Below are 18,004 nucleotides of genomic sequence, written 5' to 3'. Positions count from 1 at the left end.
GTTGCCATCGTGCCCACACTTCGCGGGTACAAGACGCCCCGAGTGAAGCCGGTGCTGATCGCGACGGGACCCATGCACGTGCGGTCGTGTTATGCCGACGTCGGCATAAGTCGTGGGACATTGCCGATCTGCGCACTCCGTGGCGGGGGAAGCCTTCAAGGCCCACTCGATCTTCGACATCTGGTCTCGCAAGATCGTCGGCTTCCGGGTCGAGAAGCGCGAGAGCAACCATCTAGCGGTGGACATGTTCGAGACCGCGTGGCGAGAGGCCGACCTCAAGCGTGAGCTCACACTACACGCCCACCACCAGAAGAACCCGGAATGATTCCGCACACAACCGAAAACACCCGCGCGAGCTGGCGTCGTCGGGATCAATTTGCCCGAGAAAATCGCCAGAAATCAACCCAAGGGACTCCAAACAGCTTGACGTTGATACTGGAAACAGCCGTTCGGGGCATGACCCTCAACTTGGCTGTCGGCCCCGCGAAGGGTCTGTCTTTGCTTTCGGCTTGCCCGGCGGATGCCGGATTCGCTCCACGCAAGGCAGAGAATGAAGGTGTCGAAGTGGGTCGACAGAACGATCGAACAAAAATGTGAGCGCGCCGCTGGCGTAGATTTGAACTAGGAGACTTTCAGAGGATGGACCGACGTGGCGAAGGATAGCTTGACCGACGACCGCAACACTCTAGAGGTCGAGACCGTGGTGTTGGTCGCCGAGGACGGAACGCCCATCGGTACGGCCGACAAAGCGCTCGTGCATGACCTCGATACTCCCCTGCACCTTGCTTTTTCCTGCCATGTATTCGATGAGCACGGGCGCATTTTGGTCACCAGACGGGCGCTGATAAAAAAGGCCTGGCCCGGCGTGTGGACAAACTCCTTCTGCGGTCACCCGGCACCCGGTGAAACCCTGGCGGATGCTGCCCTACGCCGGGCGGGCCATGAACTCGGCATCGGGCTGACCGAACTCACCCTGGTCTTGCCCGATTTTCGGTACCGTGCAGTCGACGCGTCGGAAATCGTGGAAAACGAAATATGCCCGGTTTTCACGGCAGTCACGTACTCGACGGTTGAGCCCCGTGCCGACGAGGTCATGGAATGGCGGTGGGTGACTCGCGACGACCTTGTGATGGCGGTGCGCACCACCCCGTGGGCGTTCAGCCCCTGGCTGACCCTGCAACTTCCCCTGCTCTTTCCGCACGACTAGTTCGGCCCGATCGAACTCGGTTGTTTCACCCGCGAGCGTCAGCCCGGGACGAAAATGGCCACGTGAACGCTGCATCGGCATCCGGAGTTGCCCGCAATGTTGTGGTCAGTGCGCCGCTGCACGCTTTGGCTCGAGATCATTTTGGTGACCATCGACATCGGCCTGGCCGCCCACTGTTTTGCGCGAGTCGGGCGCGCCCAACTCTAAGCGGTGTCAACAGCAGCTCGCGGCTACGCCGCCCATCATTCTGCCAGAGCCTGGCCTCGTTTCTCAGGGAGTCCGAAGGTGCCGAGCGCGGCAACCACGAAGAACCCCGCGAAAACTGCAAAAAGCAGCCCCGTCCCGCCGGCCTCGCGCAGTAGGGGCACGGCCAGTGGTGCAAGGATGGCGGCAATGCGGCCATTGCCGGCCGCCCACCCCGCGCCAGTAGCCCGAATGCGAGTGGGATAAACCTCCGGTGTCACCGCGTAAAGTGCTCCCCACGCTCCGAGGTTGAAGAACGAGAGCAACATGCCCGCTGCGATCACTTGGCTGCTATCCGTTGCGATGCCAAACAGGGCAGCCGAACTGGCGGAGCCGATCAGGAAGACAGCGAGGGTGCTACGTCGGCCCCACCGTTCGATCAGATACGCCGATGCGGCATAGCCCGGAAGCTGCGCCACGGTGATGATCAACGTATACGCGAAGGAACGCACCAGCGAGAAGCCGGAGGCGACCAGCACGGTAGGCAACCAGATGAAAGCACCGTAATAGGAGAAGTTCACGCAGAACCAGACCAACCACAGGGCGGCCGTGCGGCCACGCAGGCTCGGCGACCACAGCGCGGCCAAGCCCCCTGTGGAATCTTTTCGTTCGACTCCGCCCTGAACGGCCGGGTCCGATTCTGGGGGTGGAACCGTTACTTTGGCCGAGAGTTCGAATCGGCGAACGGTCGACTCTGCCTTTACAAACCGCCCACGCGACTCGAGAAAACGAACCGACTCCGGAAGTCGCAGGCGCACGAACACGGCGTAGAGTGCCGGGGCCGCACCGACAGCCAAGGCCCAGCGCCATCCGTTCTCTGATGACGGCACCACGAGAAATCCGATCACGGCCGCTATGGTCCAGCCAATCGCCCAGAACGATTCCAGCAGCACGATGATGCGACCGCGAATCCGTGGCGGCGCGAACTCGCTAACGAGGGTCGAGGCGACCGGAAGCTCGGCTCCCAGGCCGAGCCCCACGAGGAATCGCCAGGCGATCAGCACGGCCACCGATCCGGAAAGAGCGGATGCTCCCGTCGCCACGCCGTAAACGAGGAGGGTCAGCGCAAATACCTGGCGGCGTCCGATGCGGTCGGCCAATAGTCCACCGAGAACGGCGCCCACTGCCATGCCGACGAAACCGGCGGACGCGATCCAGGATAATTCCATGCCGGTCGTGTTCCATTGCACCGCTAATTGGGCCAGCACGAAGGAGATGAGCCCCACATCCATGGCATCCAACGCCCAGCCCAGGCCGGAGCCGACCAGAAGACGTCGATGTTCCCGCGTAAACGGCAGGGCATCCAATCGGGCGGTACGCGTCAATCGTGCCGGGACGTTCACGGGCACTGCTCGATTGACATTTGCGGGAACTTCGGCCACACGGTTTCCACTTCACTTGGACCAGAACAATCAACCAATATTTTACGCGCGTGATTACCGTGGCACCGAGCCCCGGCGCGGCAGCCGAGAAACGGTTACTGTGGCTGCGGCGCCCGCGTCTGGCGGGACGATCACGACTTGCCTGGCCGGAATATCGCAGCCGGCCGTTCGCACCAAAAGTTCGGCCGTTGGATCGGTGCCGCGTTTGATGACCGCGAGCGCGACCGTACCTAATTCAAAATGCCGGGCGACCGAAGTCACCCGCCCGACGATCTGGTCCGCACCGTCTTTGTTCGGTGCCACAACTTCGTCGCCGCGCGAGGGCCGCACACTGTGTTTATCAACACTGTGCGCATCTTCCGGGTAGAGCATCACGAGTCGGCGCGGGGGATGCCCGATGTTGTGCACCTTGGCCACCGTCTGCTGGCCGCGATAACCGCCCTTGTTCAGGTGCACGGCTGTGCGCAACCAATCAAGTTCATGGGGAATCGTCTTTTCATCAACCTCCGAGGAAAAATGCGGCCGCCAGGCTGCTATGCGCAAGGCCTCGAGGGCGTCCAGTCCAGCGACAGGAATATCGGAGGCGACGATCCCCGCCAGGGCGCTTCGCGGCACCAATACCTCGCTGTAGGTCCAGCCCGCCGCCGGATGCCTGGTCGCCTTCGCGTACTGAAATCCACCCGGGCCAACGCTCATCCACCGGTCCCGCCAGACCACGGGAAGCCCATGAGGGGCCGTCACCGGAAGCGTCGGCTGGCCGAGGGTGCCGATGGTCGCGAATTCGATGGAACGATCCAGCAGTTCTACCCGCAGCGCGAATTGCATGCTGCCCAACCATGTGAGCAGCCCTGCTACTTCGTTTCGCTCCAGCAGCAGCCACAGATCGGTTCCGTCATCAAACAGGCGCACCGCATAGTCGATCCGCCCGGTCATATTGAGTAGAAGGGTCTCCGAGGATTCGCCCGGCGCCAAACCGGCGACACTCTGGCTGGTCAATGAATTTATCCAGCTGAGGCGATCTGGACCGCTGATGGTAATCACGGCCCGGTGTGAGAGGTCCACGATCGCGGTTCCTGCAGCCAGTGCGCGCTGCTCGGCGAGCGGGTCCCCATAGTGGGCGGCCACTCCGGCATCGACCGCCTGGTCGGCACCGACCGCGCCGGGCCGGTTCAGAAATTCGTTGAACACGACCGGCGCGTTCCCGACGGAGATCTGCGGAGCGAGCATTCCCTGCGTTGAATTCATCTGTCTCCATTGGGCGCCATCAACTGCCCGATATTGTCGTGCCTGGTTAGTACATTCCGAGTTGGAGCCGAGCGGCTTCCGACATCCTGTCCTGGCCCCACGGTGGGTCCCAAACCAGTTCGATATCGATCTCGCCGACGCCCGGAACCGCCTGAATTGCGGTGCGGGCATCCTCTTTGAGCACATCGCCCATGCCGCAGCCCGGAGCGGTCATTGACATGTTGACTTCGACCCGGTGGGTGCCATCGGGCAGCGGCTCCGCCTGGCACAGATAGATCAGACCCAGATCGACAACATTGATCGGAATTTCCGGGTCGAACACGTTCTTGAGCGCATCGAGCACCTGGTCCAGGTCAAACGGACCGTCATTCATATTCACGGTTTCGGCGACCGGTCGGCTCAGACCGAGCGCGGCCGAGTCTTCGGCACTGATCCGAACGAGGTAGCCCATTGCGGTTTGGACGGTGACGCTCGCACCGAGGGTTTGCGTTATGACAACCTGCTCGCCGGCCTGAAGCAGCATCGGCTGCCCGCCCGGAATCACCGTCGCCTGGCAGCTGTGTTCGAGTTCGACGATCTTGTATTGGCCTGAGTCCATCGGCTACTTCTCCGTCCCGACGACACGGCTGCCGTCCGCGCGGTCGTCACCTTCCAGCGCATTGCGCAACGCCTGCCAAGCCAGGGAGGCGCACTTGACCCGGGTCGGGTACTCCCATACGCCAGAGAGCACCGCGAGCTTGCCCACCTCGGCCAATGCCGCTTCCCCCTCGGATTCGCTGGTGAGCATGGTGTGCACGCGAGCGAACAGCGTCAGGGCTTCCTCCTCGGCCAGACCCTTGACGGCCATGGTCATCATGGAAGCGGATGCCTGGGAAATGGTGCATCCGCTCCCCGTGAAGGCAACGTCGGTGATGACGCCGTCGGTGAGTTGAATGGCGAGAGTCAACTGATCGCCGCATAGCGGGTTAACGGCCTCGATCGAGCACGTCGCACGGTCGATTGTGCGAAAATTCCGTGGCCGGCGGCCATGGTCGATGATCATTTCCTGGTAAAGACCCGCGATTCCCGCACTGACCGAAGCGATCCCTGGGCCGGCCGTCATGGAGCGACCACAGTGGCGTCACTCCCGAACCGGGTGGCGACCACGCGTTCCAACTGGGCGCGCAGTGGATCCAACTCGATCCGGTCCACCATTTCGTGTACAAACGCGTAGATGAGCAGGCCCCTGGCCGCTTCCAGCGGGATGGCACGCGTCTGAAGGTACAGCAGAGCCTCCTCATCCATTTGGCCCACCGCAGCACCGTGCGTGCACTTCACATCATCGGTATAGATTTCCAGCCGGGGCCTGGTGTCGACTTCGGCGCGGTCGGAGAGCAGTAAGTTCTTGTTCTTCTGGTTCGCATCGGTACCGTCAGCGCCATGACGAACCATAATGTGGCCGTTGAACACACCGTGTGCCCGGCCGTCCAACACTCCCTTATACAGCTGGTGGCTTGTGCAGTCTGTCGCGGCGTGATCGACGAAGATCGTGTTGTCGTGGAGTTGATCGCCCTGGGGCAGGTAGACGCCGTCGAGGCTGACCTCGGCGCCGACGCCATCCAGTTGAACTCGCACCTCGTGCCGGGCGATGCTGGCGCCGAGCATGATGGAACGGGAAGAGAATCGGCTGCCCCGCCCTTGCCGCACGGACAGCAGCGCCACATGGAAAGCACTCGTCGGCTCGTTTTGCACCTTGTAGTGCTCAATGTGGGCGTCTTCGGCGAGGAGGAGTTCGGTGACGGCGTTGGTGCAATACACGTCGGAATCGACCCCGGCGTAGGTCTCGACGATCGTGGCACGAGAGTGCGAATCGGCGATTATCACCGAACGTGGGCTGGATATCAGCGGGACTCCACCGGTGTCGGAGAAGTAGACCAGCTGAATCGGCTCGTCCACGATGGTGCCGCTGGGAAGATGAATGAATGCGCCATCCTCGGCCAGAGCGTCATTGAATGCTGCGAAGGCGTGACGCACTCCCGGTGCATGCGCGAAAAAGGGTTCGAGGCGGTCAGGCCCGGCTGCCAGCACCGCGGCCAGGGTCGTGACGACCGCACCGGCCGGCACCCCGGTCACTCGCGAGAATTCGGACGAGAAATGGCCGTTGACGAAGACCAACCGTGGACCACCGAGATCGACCGCAGCCTCGTCGATCATTTCTGCCGTCACCCGGATGCCAGATGCCACCGTGGCGGCATCGAACGGTACGGCGAGGATCGGGGCCAACCCGGTGTATTTCCAGTCCTCATCCTTGTGGGTCGGGAAGCCGTGCTCACCCACCCACTGGAGGGCGGCTACCCGCGCCTCGGCGAGCCAGGCGGGATCACGCGCGCCGAGCCGAGGTTCGAAGCCAGCGAGCACTCCGCTGGCCGCGCTCAGAACGGTCATCGCGATATCCCGGCCGTGCTCAATCGACCTGCGTCAGCTTCCTGGGTACCGGTGTAGCCGTGCGCTTCGAGCTCGACGGCCAGGTCCTTGCCCCCGGAACGCACGATCCGGCCGGCGGTCATCACGTGCACCTGGTCGGGCACGATGTAGTCCAGAAGGCGCTGGTGGTGCGTGATGACGAGCATGCTGCGGCCTTCGCTCCGGAGGGCGTTCACCCCGCTGGCGACCACCCTTAGAGCGTCGATGTCCAAACCGGAGTCGGTCTCATCCAAAATCGCGAGTTTGGGTTCCAGGATCGCCATTTGCAGGATCTCGTTGCGTTTCTTTTCACCGCCGGAAAATCCCTCGTTGACCGAGCGATTCATGAAGGTCTGGTCCATCTCAACGAGCTTCATCTTCTCCTGAGCCAGCGCCAGAAAGTCCACCGGATCCAGTTCTTCTTCTCCACGCTGGCGGCGCAGGGAGTTCAAGGCGGTGCGCATGAAGTACATGTTTCCGACGCCGGGAATCTCAACCGGATGTTGGAAGGCCAGGAATACACCGGCGGCAGCGCGCTCTTCCGGTGACAAGGTCAGCAGGTCCTGACCCTCATACGTGACGCTGCCAGAGACCTGGTACCCCTCGCGGCCGATCAATACACTGGCCAAGGTGCTTTTTCCCGAACCGTTCGGGCCCATGATCGCGTGCACCTCACCCGGTTTCAGTTGCAGATTCACCCCTCGCAATATTTCTTTGTCCTCGATACTGGCGTGCAGTTCTTCGATTTTCAGCATTAGCCAACGCTTCCTTCCAGGCTTACGGTTAACAGTTTTTGCGCCTCAACGGCGAATTCCATGGGCAGCATCTTGAATACTTCACGGCAGAAACCGTTCACAATCATCGACACCGCCTCTTCTTCCGGGATACCCCTCTGCCGGCAATACAGGAGTTGTTCCTCGCCGATTTTGGAGGTCGATGCCTCGTGCTCAACCTGCCCGGTCTGGTTCTTCACCTCGATGTACGGAAGCGTGTGTGCACCGCTGTCCTTGCCGATCAACAGCGAATCGCACTGGGTGAAGTTGCGGGCTCCGACGGCCGAATGTCGCATGTCCACCAGACCGCGGTAGGTGTTCTGCCCGTGACCGGCTGAAATAGCCTTCGAGATGATGGTGCTCTTGGTGTTCTTGCCGATGTGCACCATCTTGCTGCCGGTATCCGCTTGCTGACGTCTGGCCGTCAATGCCACCGAGTAGAACTCGCCGACCGAGTTGTTACCCTTAAGAACCACGCCGGGGTACTTCCAGGTGATCGAGGAGCCGGTTTCCACCTGGGTCCAGGAAATCTTTGCGTTGCGGCCGGAAGCCATACCCCGTTTGGTGACGAAGTTGTACACGCCGCCGTTGCCGTCGGCATCTCCGGGATACCAGTTCTGCACCGTCGAGTACTTGATCTGGGCATCGTCCAGTGCCACCAGCTCAACCACGGCGGCGTGCAGCTGGTTCGTGTCACGAACGGGTGCCGTGCAGCCCTCGAGGTAGCTGACATAAGCGCCGTCTTCGGCGATGATCAGGGTTCGCTCGAACTGGCCGGTGTCGGCGGCGTTGATGCGGAAGTAGGTGGACAGCTCCATCGGGCAGCGCACGCCCTTAGGGATGTAACAGAACGAACCGTCGGTGAACACCGCAGCGTTCAGGCAGGCGAAGAAGTTGTCGTTGTACGGAACCACGGAGCCGAGGTACTGACGCACCAGATCCGGATGCTCCTGAACGGCTTCCGAGAAGGAGCAGAAGATCACTCCAACCTCGGCCAACTTGTCTTTGAACGTCGTGGCAACCGAGACCGAATCGACGATCGCGTCGACCGCCACGCCGCTGAGACGCTCCTGCTCACCGAGCGAAATGCCGAGCTTGTCGAACATCTCCCGCAGCTCCGGGTCGACCTCGTCCATGCTCTCCACGCGTTTTTTCGGCTTGGGAGCGGCGTAGTAAATGATGTCCTGGTAGTCGACCGGCCCATAGGTGACGTGCTGCCAGGTCGGTGCCGTGAGCGTGGTCCAGTGCCGGTAGGCACGGAGCCGCCATTCCAACAGCCAATCCGGCTCATTTTTCTTGCTCGAAATCAGTCGGATGATGTCTTCGTTCAGCCCGCGGGGTGCGACGTCAGTTTCGAGATCGGTCACAAATCCATACTGGTATTCCTGGTTCGCTAATGCGCGGACCTCGTCAGAGATACCAGTCGAGGTTGTGGGTGCACTCATTTCGTCTCCATGTCAGTTGTTGTTGGCTGCGAGCAGCCCGATCGTTTCGGTCAGCGACGCTGTGAGGGAAGTGCCGCGATCAGCGGGTGATCCTTGGCGTATGGGCCGACCTTGGCCGCTCCACCCGGGGAGCCGATGTCGTCGAAGAACTCAACGTTGGCCTTGTAGTAGTCGGCCCACTGCTCCGGCACGTCATCTTCGTAGAAGATCGCCTCGACCGGGCAGACTGGTTCACAGGCTCCGCAGTCGATGCACTCATCGGGGTGGATGTAGAGCGCCCGGTCACCCTCATAAATGCAATCGACGGGGCATTCATCAATACATGCCCTGTCCTTGACGTCCACGCAGGGCAAGGCGATGACGTAGGTCACAGTACCTCCACCCCGAACACCGCCGGGACCTGGTCGAGAGCGTTGAGCAACACGGTGATCTCGGCGACCGTGTTGTAGGCCGCGAAGGTCACTCGCGTGGTCGCGGCCACGTCCAGACGCTGGTGCAATGGCCAGGCGCAGTGGTGGCCGACTCGCACCGCGACTCCGGCATCGTCGAGGATTTGGCCAACGTCGTGCGCGTGCACGCCGTCGACCACGAAAGACACCACACCGGTACGCTCCGCACCGTCGGCCGGTCCGACGACACGGATCCAGGGGCGTTGGGCCAGGCCGGCCAGCAGGACTTCGGTGAGGGCCTGCTCATGGGCGCTCACCCGCGGCATCCCCAACCGGGTCAGGTAATCACAGGCCGCAGCCAGGCCAACGGCCTGCGCGGCCACCGGGACACCCGCCTCGAAACGTTGCGGCGGCGCGGCGTAGGTTGAGCCTTCCATGTGCACGGTGTGGATCATCGAGCCTCCGGTGAGGAAGGGGGGCATGGCTTCCAGGAGGCGAGAGCGGCCCCAGAGCACACCGACCCCGAGGGGGCCGAACATTTTGTGGCCACTGAAGGCAAGAAAGTCCACGTCGAGATCGACGACGTCGATCCCCAGGTGCGGCACCGACTGGCTGGCGTCGAGCACGGTCAGAGCCCCGACCTTCCGGGCCCGAGCCACAATGGACGAAACCGGATTGATGGTACCCAAAACATTGGACACGTGCGTGAAGGCGACCACCTTGGTACGGTCGCTGATGACCGTCTCCAGATTGTTCAGGTTTAAGCGACCGTCATCGGTGACACCGATCCACCGCAGGGTAGCGCCGCTGCGCCGGGCAAGTTCCTGCCAGGGAATGAGATTGGCATGATGCTCCATCTCGGTGATCACGATCTCGTCGCCCACGCCGAGCTTGAACCGCGCCGCGACATCCGCTTCGACGCCGTCCATGGCCCCGGTAGCGGCCGCGTTGCTGAACGAATACGCCACGAGATTCAGAGCTTCGGTAGCGTTCTTGGTGAACACCACCTCGTTAGTTTGTGCGCCGATGAACCGTGCAACGGTCGCGCGCGCCGATTCAAATGCTTCGGTGGCTTCCTCGGCCAGCTGATGAGCACCACGGTGAACCGCGGAGTTGTGTTGCTCATAGAAGGTGCGTTCGGCATCGAGTACCTGGTGCGGTTTGTGTGACGTGGCCCCGGAGTCGAGGTACACCAATGGTTTTCCGCCACGCACGAGACGCGAGAGAATCCGAAAATCGCTACGGATGGCGGCCGACTCCTCGATGCTGAATGCCGCGTTCGCGCCGACGTCAGAATTGATGGCCTCGGGGCGGGTGATCGGATGCACTCCCGTGATTAGTCCTGCACTGGTACTCATGCATTTGTCCCGTCGTTACAATTGTTCGTGTCCGAGCTGGTAGTCGTGGCCAGAGCGTCAAGGGGGATGAACGTCGCGCAGCTGTGTGCGCCCCCAGCCAGAGTCGTGCGTCGTTGAACCGGAACTCCGAGCAGCCGGGAGAATGCCTCGGTCTCAGCGTCGCAGAACTCCGGAAACTCGGCCGCGACATGCAGAACGGGGCAGTGCCCCTGACACAGCTGCACACCATTCGCTGGCAGGTCAGCTCCGACCGGCCGGATCGTCGCCGCGAAACCTTCATCGCTCAGTACCGACGCCAGTGCCTCTGCACGGGCGCGGACATCTCCGCCGGTCGAGGGCAGTTGTGCGGCGTAGCCTCGCTCGAGTTGTGCGCTGCGTTCACGGGCGAACTCGCCAACGGCATCCGCTCCGGCACGTTCGGCGAGAAAGCGTAACGCCGAGGTCGCCACATCGGCGTAGTCAGCCCCCAGACCGGCATGACCGGACGCGGAGAGGACATAGGCGCGGGCCGGCCGGCCGCGGCCACCTGACGTAGCGGGCACGTGTTCTTCGACGGCCCCTTCCTCGGCGAGCTGGTCGAGGTGGCGGCGAACGGCGGCGGGCGTCAGTCCCAAGCGCGCGGCCAGATCGGCTGCGGTCAGTGGGCCATCCTCGGCGAGCATCTGCCGCACGCGGTCCCAGGTGCGTTCCTCCAGACCATTCGCTCCAGGGTTCGACCCGTCTGTGCCAGCGGTTCCACGGCGGTGAGCTATTAACATGACATAAGCATGTCCTAATTCAGCTCGGCTGGCAAGTCAACGCGCCGGTCCACCGTCTGGCAGCAACTAGAGTCGAGCAGGCGGTGGGGTCGTTACCCTCGAGTCAAAGGAGAACGCGTGCTTTTTCGCCAACTGGAATATTTTGTCGCTGTCGCACGGGAACGACACTTCGCGCACGCGGCTGCGGCCTGTCACGTTTCCCAGCCCGCCCTTTCCGCGGGAATCAGCAAGCTGGAGCAGGAACTCAATGTCTCACTGATCAACCGTGGTCATGCTTTTGAGGGGTTGACGCCGGAGGGCGAACTCGTGGTGATGCGGGCCAAACGGATTGTGGCGGAGCGTGACACGCTCAAGGCGGAGGTTCACGCTCTCAAATCCGGCGTGACCGGCGTACTGCGTCTTGGCGTCGTGCCCAGCGCATCGACAACGGTCGCGCTACCGGTTGCGGCGTTTTGTGCCGCGCATCCGCTGGGCGCGACACCTGCCAAACCGGCGTCATAGAAAGAGGCCACATGGCCAAGATTCTTCTCGTCCTCTACCCAGATTCTGTCACCGGGTACCCGCCGCAGTGCGCACGCGACAGCATCTCTGTACTTGATAACTACCCAGAACGGGAACTCGCGAGCGCTGACATCGTGATTTCCCAACCATTCTAGCCGGCCTATTTGACCGCAGAAAGGATCGCGAAGGCGCCAAAATTGAAGCTCGCGATCACGACCGGCATCGGTTCGGATCACGTTGATCTCGACGCAACAATCAGCCACGGCATCACCGTGGTCGAAGAGACCTATAGCAACAGCATCAGTGTCGCCGAGCACGCTGTTATGCAAGTCCTCGCTCTCGTTCGCAACTACCTCCCCTCGCACGAAGGGGTCGTCACTGGTGGCTGGAACATAGCCGACAGCGTCGAGCGCGCCTATGACATCGAGGGAATGAACGTCGGTGTCATCGCGGCCGGCCGCATCGGTCGTGCCGTTCTGCGCCGACTCGCACCCTTTGATGTTCACCTGCACTACACCGACAAGAACAGGCTGTCCCCCGAAATCGAGCGCGAACTTGCGCTGACCGTCCACCCGGATGCGGCCTCGCTCGTGCGGGCCGTCGACGTGGTACCGATCCATGCACCGCTGCATCCACAGACGCATCACCTCTTCGACGACGCCCTGATCTCATCAATGAAACGAGGCTCGTACATCGTGAACACGGCCCGAGCCGAGATCACTGACCGCGACGCGATCGTTCGCGCGTTGGAGTCCGCGCAAATCGCCGGATATGCCGGCGACGTCTGGTATCCGCAGCCGCCAGCGGCCGACCACCCCTGGCGCACGATGTCGCACAACGGCATGACCCGCCACGTGTTTGGGTCGACTCTGTCCGCTCAGACAGCGAGAGCACCGATGTAGTACTGGGGAACGCCGCGATGACTGCGGCGGGATTCCAATCCGCGGGTTTGGAACTGCTGCCCGGGTCAGAGCGTGGTCAGCACCTGCTCACGCACCTGTTTGCGCAGGATCTTGCCGAGCAGGCGCGCGGGGTTGCATCCACCGGTGATAGTGAGTGCTTTAGCGCGGTCGACGATCGTGGGGAAGCCGTCCTTGTCGACGGTCGCGACGTCCCCGGTCACGACGCCAGCCGCCCGGGAACAGCGTGGTTCTCTCCCAGGTCGTGGCACGCGTTCCAACCAGTGCCGCGGTCGCAAACACGTGCCGCGAGCGCCGGGTCACCGCAGAAACGCCGGTTTTACCCGTGGGCGGCGAGCAGCTCGCGGGTGAACGGATGCTGCGGCGCCGCAAAGACATCGACCGCCGGCCCCTGCTCCACAACAACGCCCTCCTTCATCACGAGGATCTCGTGGCTCAGTGCCCGAACCACGGCGAGGTCGTGCGAGATGAACACCATGGCGAGTCCGGTGGATTCCTGGAGAGAGGCCAGCAGCGCGAGCACCTGGGATTGAACCTGCGCGTCGAGCGCCGAGACCGGCTCGTCGCACACCAGGATGCTCGGCCGCCGTGCGAGCGCCCTGGCGATCGACACGCGCTGCCGCTGCCCGCCGGAGAGCTCGTGCGCGCGCCGGCCAAGCAGCCCTGTCGCCAGCGCCACCTGCGCGAGCAATTCCACCGCCCGAGCAGTGCGCCACCGGCGCGGAATCCCGTCGAGAGCGATAGCCTCCGACAGAATCTGCAGCACCGTCGCCCGCGGGTCGAAGGCGCTCAGCGAGTCCTGGTGAATGATCTGGAGACATCCCCGCCGGGCCCGGCGCTGGGATTCCGGCAGGCCGCTCCAGGGCTCACCGTGCAGCAGCACCGAACCGTGGTCGGGCGACTGCGTGCCCAGCAGCATCCGTGCCACGGTGCTCTTTCCCGAGCCTGATTCGCCCACGATGCCCACGGTGTGGCCGGCTCGCAGTTCGAACGAGACCCCGTCGACGGCCGTCAGCGTTCCGTATGCCTTGGCGAGGTCGTGTGCGGCGAGCACCACGGGGCCCGGCTTCGGCGCCGTGGCCGTGCCCAGCGCGGCAGCGGCCAGCAACTGACGAGTATACGGATGCTGCGGCGCGGCAAACAGGGCGTCCGCGGCCTGCACTTCCACGAATCGGCCGTCCTTCATGACCGCCACCTGGTCGGCCAGCTGGCAGATGATCGACAGGTCATGGCTGATCAGCAACAGGGCGAGGCCAGATTCCTTCAGCTCACGCAGCAGTCGCACGACCTGCGCCTGCACCGTCGCGTCGAGAGCTGTCGTGGGTTCGTCGGCGATCAGCAGCGACGGCGATGCCGCCAGTGCCGCGGCGATAAGCGCGCGCTGGCGCAGCCCGCCGGAGAGCTCGTGCGGGTACTGCCGGGCACGCCGGGCCGGATCGGGCATGGCCACCTGCCGGAGCAGCTGCAGCACGCGGCGAGAACGGTCGACACGGCCGAGCTGCGGTTCGTGCACCTCGAGCGGTTCGGCCACCTCGGCGCCCACTCGGCGCAGCGGGTCGAGAGAGACCAGAGCGTCCTGGCTCACGAGCCCGACCCGCGCCCCGCGGAGGCCCCGCCAGCCTTGAGGGGAGAGGGCGCGGGCGTCGACGCCGGCCACCGTCAGTTCGTCAGCGGTGACCCCGGTGCCGGCGAGCCCGATCAGGCTACGCGCGGTCAGGGTCTTACCGGCACCGGACTCCCCCACGATGCCGAGGCACTGCCCAGCCTCGATGCGAAACGACACCCCATCGACCACGGCGGCCCCGCCCGGCACGACGACGCGCAGGTTGCGCACACTCACGACGCTCATCGTTGCCGCCCCGCCGCGCTGGCCTGCAGGTGCCGTCCGAGAACGCTCGTCGAGACCACGGTCGCGGTGATCACGATTCCAGGGAACACAGCGATCCACCAGGCTGTAGCGAGAAAGTTGCGTCCCTCGGAGAGAATGAGCCCCCACTCCGGTATGGGCGGCTTCGGTCCGAGGCCGAGAAAACTGAGGCCGGCGGCGGCCGTGATGGCCGTGCCGATTCCCATCGTGGCCATCACGAGCAACGGCCCGAGCGTGTTCGGCACCACGTGCCGCAGCACGGTGACCGCCGGCGACACCCCGAGTGTGCGGGCGGCCTCCACGTAGCCGGCCCGCTTCACCACCAGGGTCTGTACCCGGGCGACGCGGGCATACGACGGAATCACCGCGATGGCGACCGCGATCAGCAGACTCGCCTCCCCTGGCCCGATGATCGCTATCACGATCAGCGCTAGCAGAAATTCCGGAAACGCCATCACGATCTCGATCGCCCGGCTCAATACACCGTCGCCGACCCGGCGCATCAGCCCGGCCAGAGAGCCGATCACCAGGCCCGCCAGGAGGGCAATCAGGGTAGCCCCGAAGCCGATCGCGAGCGAGTAGCGCGAGCCATAGATGACACGTGCGAACACGTCGCGGCCGGCCTGGTCGGTTCCAAACGGATGCCCAGGGCCGGGCGCCAGCAGCGCAGCGCCGATGTCCGTGCGCACGGCATCAGCCCCGGTGAACAACCGAGGAAACAATGCGGACAGCAAGAGGAGCAGTAGGAAGCCGGCGGCCACCCAGAGGGCCGGTGTGGGCATCCGGGTCACGCGTCGGGTGCGGGCGGTTCGGGAGCGCGCGGCGGCGAGAATGCTCACGCGTAGGCCTGCTCGGTCGCCAGGCGCGGGTCGAGACGGTCGGCCACGAAGTCGACCAGCAGGTTGACCAACGAGAACGACACTGCGGCGAGCACAATAATGCCCAGCACCACAGGCACATCCCGATTGACGATGGCGTTCAGGGCCACGCGTCCGAGTCCGGGACGGGCGAAGACGGTCTCTACCAGCACCGAACCGCCGAGCAAGGAACCGACGATGTAACCCGTGAGGGTGACGCTGTTCGCTGCGGCGTGGCGCAGGGTATGCCGCAGCACGAGGCGGGTCTGGCTCGCTCCACGGGCGCGCACGGTGTCGACGAAGGGCAGAGCGGCCGCGTCGTCGAGGCCCTGGCGCAACACCTGGCTGAGAATGCCGGCCACCGGAATGGCGAGGGTCACGGCGGGCAGCACGAGCGCGCCGAACCCGGCGGTGGCGACCACGGGGAACCAACCCAGTCCGAAGCCGAAAACACCAATCAGCACCAGGCCGATCCAAAACGTGGGCGAGGACACCGCCACGAGCTCGAGCAGGCCAGCCACCGGGCCGGTGCGCCTGCCGCGGCCGAGCAGCGCCGACCCGAACGCGAGCAGCACGGCGAACGAGATGGCGAGGCCCATCAGTTGCATCGTCGGCGCGAGTTGCTGGCCGATCACCGCGGCGACGGGTTGCTGCATGCGATACGACGTGCCGAGGTCACCCTGCAGCAGGCGGCCGATGTAGTGGAAATACTGCAGGAGAAGCGGGTCGACGAGGCCCCAGTCTGCTCGGATCTGGTCGCGCACTCGCTGCGACACGTTGCCGAGCCCCACGAGCACGTTCACCGGGTCGCCGGGGATCAACCGCAGCGAGAAGAAGCCCACGGTGGCGGCGCCCCACACCACGAGGATCATGCCGCCGATCCGGCCGGCCAGGCGGGCGCCCGGTCGGCCGGATCGACGCGCACGGCCCTCGCGGTGCGCGGTCACGGCGCGGTCGTGAGGGACGCCTCGTAGAAGAGCGGCTGCCCGTACAGATCGAAGCTCAGGTTCTCGATGGTCTTGATGTAGGCGGTGATGGCGGTGGGTACCGTGATCGGCACCATGACCACATGGGTCGCGTTCCACTGCTGCAGCTGCTGGTAGAGCGCTTCGCGTTCGGTCGGATCGCTCGTGGCGATGGCGTCGTCGAGCAGCTGGTCGACGACCGGGTCGGCCGTAGACGAGCCGTTCTTATAGCCGCCGCTGTGCAGGTGGGCGCGCAGGACGTCGGCGTCGACGCTGGGGAAACTCCAGTCGGACAGGTCATAGTCGCGTGCGTCGAAGGCCTCGTAGTATTGGGCGATCTCACGGTTGTCGCGCACGATTTCGAACCCGATGTCGCGCAGGTCAGACTGCACCACGTCGCCGAGGCTTGCGTTGGCGTCGGAGACCGGGGTGTAGGCGAGCCACTGGGCGCTCAGTCGGGCTCCACCTTTGGTGCGGTAGCCCTCGGAGTCGCGCTCGGTCCAGCCGGACGCATCAAGCAGCGCATTGGCCTGGTCTGGGTCGAACGCCCAGCTGTCTTCGAGGCTCGGGTCGTAGGAGTTGGGCGTGGCCGGGGAGAGGATGCTCCAGGCGCGCTCCGCTTGTCCCTGGTAGATGGTCTCGACGGCCGGACCGATGTCGACCCCGAGCGCGAAGGCACGGCGCACGTTCTCGTCGGCGAAGACGCCGTGCGCCTCGTTCAGGAACAGGGTGTACGGCAGGCCAGGCATCGTCACGTTCTGGATGGAGAAGTCGTCGCCGATCTGGCTGACTGTGTTCGGAGTGATGTCGCTGGCGATCTGCGCCTGGCCGCTCGTGAGGGCGCCCGTGCGCACCGAGGATTCGGGAAGGATGCGGAACTCGAGCGTGTCGATGGCGGGCGCGCCCTGATGGGAGCTGCCCTCCGGCGCCCAGTCGTAGTTTTCATTTGCGGTGAAGACGATGCTCTGGTCTGGCGTATATTCGCTCAGCACGTAAGGTCCGGTTCCCACCGAAATGCCCGGTCCACCGGCCGAAAGCTGCGCCGCGTTGTCCCGCAGAGTGGCCGGCGAGTAGAAGCCAAGCTTGGCGGTGCTCACCGCCTGCAGGAATGGCGCGTACGGCTGGCTGAAGTTCACCCGAACGGTGAATTCGTCGATGACCTCGGTGCCAGCGTAGAAGCCGCCGGTTTCGGCGTACCCGATCAGACTGGCAGCATCCGCTGACGCCGTCTCTGGGGCGACGACGTGCTCGAAATTAGCCTTGACGGCCTCGGCGTTGAAGGGTTCGCCGTCGTGGAACGTGACATCGCCCCGCAGATCGAACGTGTAGTGCAGGCCGTCGTCCGAGATCTGCCAGGACGTGGCGAGCCATGGCACGAACGAGCCGTCGGCTTTCTCATAGACGAGGGAGTCGAAGGAGTTGCGCATCACCAGGGCGGTGACCTGGAACGCCGACGAGTGGATGTCCATCTTGCCGCCGCTGAGCGTGCCGCCGTTGATGGCGTAGGTCAGCGTGTTCGCGTTGGCGGGGGCATTCGGGGAGGTGGCAGCGCATCCGGAAACCAGAGCGATGGCGGCAATGACGGCGGCGGCGGCGCGAAGTCGGGATGTTGAATGTGCGCGAGTGCGCATAGGTGGGGTCTCTTCTCAGAT

Annotated in this window: 19 protein-coding genes; 4 read left to right on the top strand and 15 right to left on the bottom strand. The window is 63.9% G+C overall.

Translation table 11 applies throughout. The features are described from left to right. Positions 1-139: 139 nt before the first annotated feature. Both CXY77_RS13895 and idi read left to right on the top strand, forming a co-directional pair. Positions 140-325, top strand: coding sequence for a hypothetical protein (locus tag CXY77_RS13895; RefSeq protein WP_092341479.1), 186 nt, complete (start codon positions 140-142; stop codon positions 323-325). 324 nt (positions 326-649) lie between these two features. After that, positions 650-1,207 (top strand): isopentenyl-diphosphate Delta-isomerase, encoded by a 558-nt coding sequence (gene idi, locus CXY77_RS13890; protein WP_233197413.1) that lies wholly within the window; start codon positions 650-652, stop codon positions 1,205-1,207. A 242-nt stretch (positions 1,208-1,449) separates the two neighbouring features. Here idi and CXY77_RS13885 read toward each other — a convergent pair whose 3' ends face one another. From CXY77_RS13885 to CXY77_RS13840, 10 genes are all read right to left on the bottom strand, one after another. Then, positions 1,450-2,799 (bottom strand): MFS transporter, encoded by a 1,350-nt coding sequence (locus CXY77_RS13885; RefSeq protein ID WP_369827290.1) that lies wholly within the window; start codon positions 2,797-2,799, stop codon positions 1,450-1,452. Between the two features lie 87 nt (positions 2,800-2,886). Then, on the bottom strand, positions 2,887-4,059 hold the full coding sequence (locus tag CXY77_RS13880; protein WP_092341481.1) for a folate-binding protein YgfZ: 1,173 nt from the start codon (positions 4,057-4,059) through the stop codon (positions 2,887-2,889). Positions 4,060-4,123: 64 nt separating this feature from the next. Continuing rightward, positions 4,124-4,675, bottom strand: coding sequence for a putative Fe-S cluster assembly protein SufT (sufT, locus tag CXY77_RS13875; protein WP_092341482.1), 552 nt, complete (start codon positions 4,673-4,675; stop codon positions 4,124-4,126). Between the two features lie 3 nt (positions 4,676-4,678). Further along, on the bottom strand, positions 4,679-5,179 hold the full coding sequence (gene sufU / locus CXY77_RS13870; RefSeq protein WP_092341483.1) for a Fe-S cluster assembly sulfur transfer protein SufU: 501 nt from the start codon (positions 5,177-5,179) through the stop codon (positions 4,679-4,681). After that, on the bottom strand, positions 5,176-6,501 hold the full coding sequence (gene sufD, locus CXY77_RS13865; protein ID WP_199181926.1) for a Fe-S cluster assembly protein SufD: 1,326 nt from the start codon (positions 6,499-6,501) through the stop codon (positions 5,176-5,178). The genes sufU and sufD overlap by 4 nt, the downstream gene beginning before the upstream one ends. Next, the gene (gene sufC, locus CXY77_RS13860; RefSeq protein WP_092341484.1) at positions 6,498-7,274 is read right to left on the bottom strand and encodes a Fe-S cluster assembly ATPase SufC; all 777 of its coding nucleotides are present in this window, start codon (positions 7,272-7,274) and stop codon (positions 6,498-6,500) included. The genes sufD and sufC overlap by 4 nt, the downstream gene beginning before the upstream one ends. Then, complete coding sequence (gene sufB / locus CXY77_RS13855) at positions 7,274-8,737, bottom strand: Fe-S cluster assembly protein SufB (RefSeq protein WP_104130261.1); 1,464 nt, start codon at positions 8,735-8,737, stop codon at positions 7,274-7,276. The genes sufC and sufB overlap by 1 nt, the downstream gene beginning before the upstream one ends. A gap of 50 nt (positions 8,738-8,787) precedes the next feature. Beyond that, positions 8,788-9,108, bottom strand: coding sequence for a ferredoxin (gene fdxA / locus CXY77_RS13850; RefSeq protein ID WP_092341486.1), 321 nt, complete (start codon positions 9,106-9,108; stop codon positions 8,788-8,790). Continuing rightward, positions 9,105-10,484, bottom strand: a complete 1,380-nt coding sequence (locus CXY77_RS13845) for a SufS family cysteine desulfurase (protein ID WP_104130260.1) — start codon at positions 10,482-10,484, stop codon at positions 9,105-9,107. The genes fdxA and CXY77_RS13845 overlap by 4 nt, the downstream gene beginning before the upstream one ends. Then, the gene (locus CXY77_RS13840) at positions 10,481-11,242 is read right to left on the bottom strand and encodes a metalloregulator ArsR/SmtB family transcription factor (protein WP_092341488.1); all 762 of its coding nucleotides are present in this window, start codon (positions 11,240-11,242) and stop codon (positions 10,481-10,483) included. Before CXY77_RS13840 ends, CXY77_RS13845 begins: the two co-directional genes overlap by 4 nt. Before the next feature lie 117 nt (positions 11,243-11,359). Between CXY77_RS13840 and CXY77_RS13835 the strand changes: the two genes are divergently transcribed. After that, positions 11,360-11,743: a LysR family transcriptional regulator gene (locus CXY77_RS13835; RefSeq protein ID WP_104130259.1), complete on the top strand. Its 384-nt coding sequence runs from the start codon at positions 11,360-11,362 to the stop codon at positions 11,741-11,743. A 164-nt stretch (positions 11,744-11,907) separates the two neighbouring features. After that, the gene (locus CXY77_RS13830) at positions 11,908-12,645 is read left to right on the top strand and encodes an NAD-dependent formate dehydrogenase (RefSeq protein ID WP_255410034.1); all 738 of its coding nucleotides are present in this window, start codon (positions 11,908-11,910) and stop codon (positions 12,643-12,645) included. Positions 12,646-12,710: 65 nt separating this feature from the next. Here CXY77_RS13830 and CXY77_RS13825 read toward each other — a convergent pair whose 3' ends face one another. From CXY77_RS13825 to CXY77_RS13805, 5 genes are all read right to left on the bottom strand, one after another. Continuing rightward, positions 12,711-12,866 (bottom strand): hypothetical protein, encoded by a 156-nt coding sequence (locus tag CXY77_RS13825; protein WP_199181925.1) that lies wholly within the window; start codon positions 12,864-12,866, stop codon positions 12,711-12,713. A 116-nt stretch (positions 12,867-12,982) separates the two neighbouring features. Beyond that, positions 12,983-14,512 carry an ABC transporter ATP-binding protein gene (locus tag CXY77_RS13820; protein WP_104130258.1) on the bottom strand — a complete coding sequence of 510 codons (1,530 nt, stop codon included), beginning with the start codon at positions 14,510-14,512 and terminating at the stop codon, positions 12,983-12,985. Next, entirely contained in the window at positions 14,509-15,369 is an 861-nt protein-coding gene (locus tag CXY77_RS13815) for an ABC transporter permease (protein WP_233197410.1), read from the bottom strand. Before CXY77_RS13815 ends, CXY77_RS13820 begins: the two co-directional genes overlap by 4 nt. Next, on the bottom strand, positions 15,366-16,334 hold the full coding sequence (locus CXY77_RS13810; protein ID WP_233197409.1) for an ABC transporter permease: 969 nt from the start codon (positions 16,332-16,334) through the stop codon (positions 15,366-15,368). The genes CXY77_RS13815 and CXY77_RS13810 overlap by 4 nt, the downstream gene beginning before the upstream one ends. Then, on the bottom strand, positions 16,331-17,983 hold the full coding sequence (locus tag CXY77_RS13805; protein ID WP_104130257.1) for an ABC transporter substrate-binding protein: 1,653 nt from the start codon (positions 17,981-17,983) through the stop codon (positions 16,331-16,333). Before CXY77_RS13805 ends, CXY77_RS13810 begins: the two co-directional genes overlap by 4 nt. Positions 17,984-18,004: the final 21 nt, after the last annotated feature.

The organism is Cryobacterium sp. N21, assembly GCF_002929575.1.
Lineage (GTDB): Bacteria > Actinomycetota > Actinomycetes > Actinomycetales > Microbacteriaceae > Cryobacterium > Cryobacterium flavum.
This window is presented reverse-complemented; position numbering and strand designations above follow the sequence as displayed.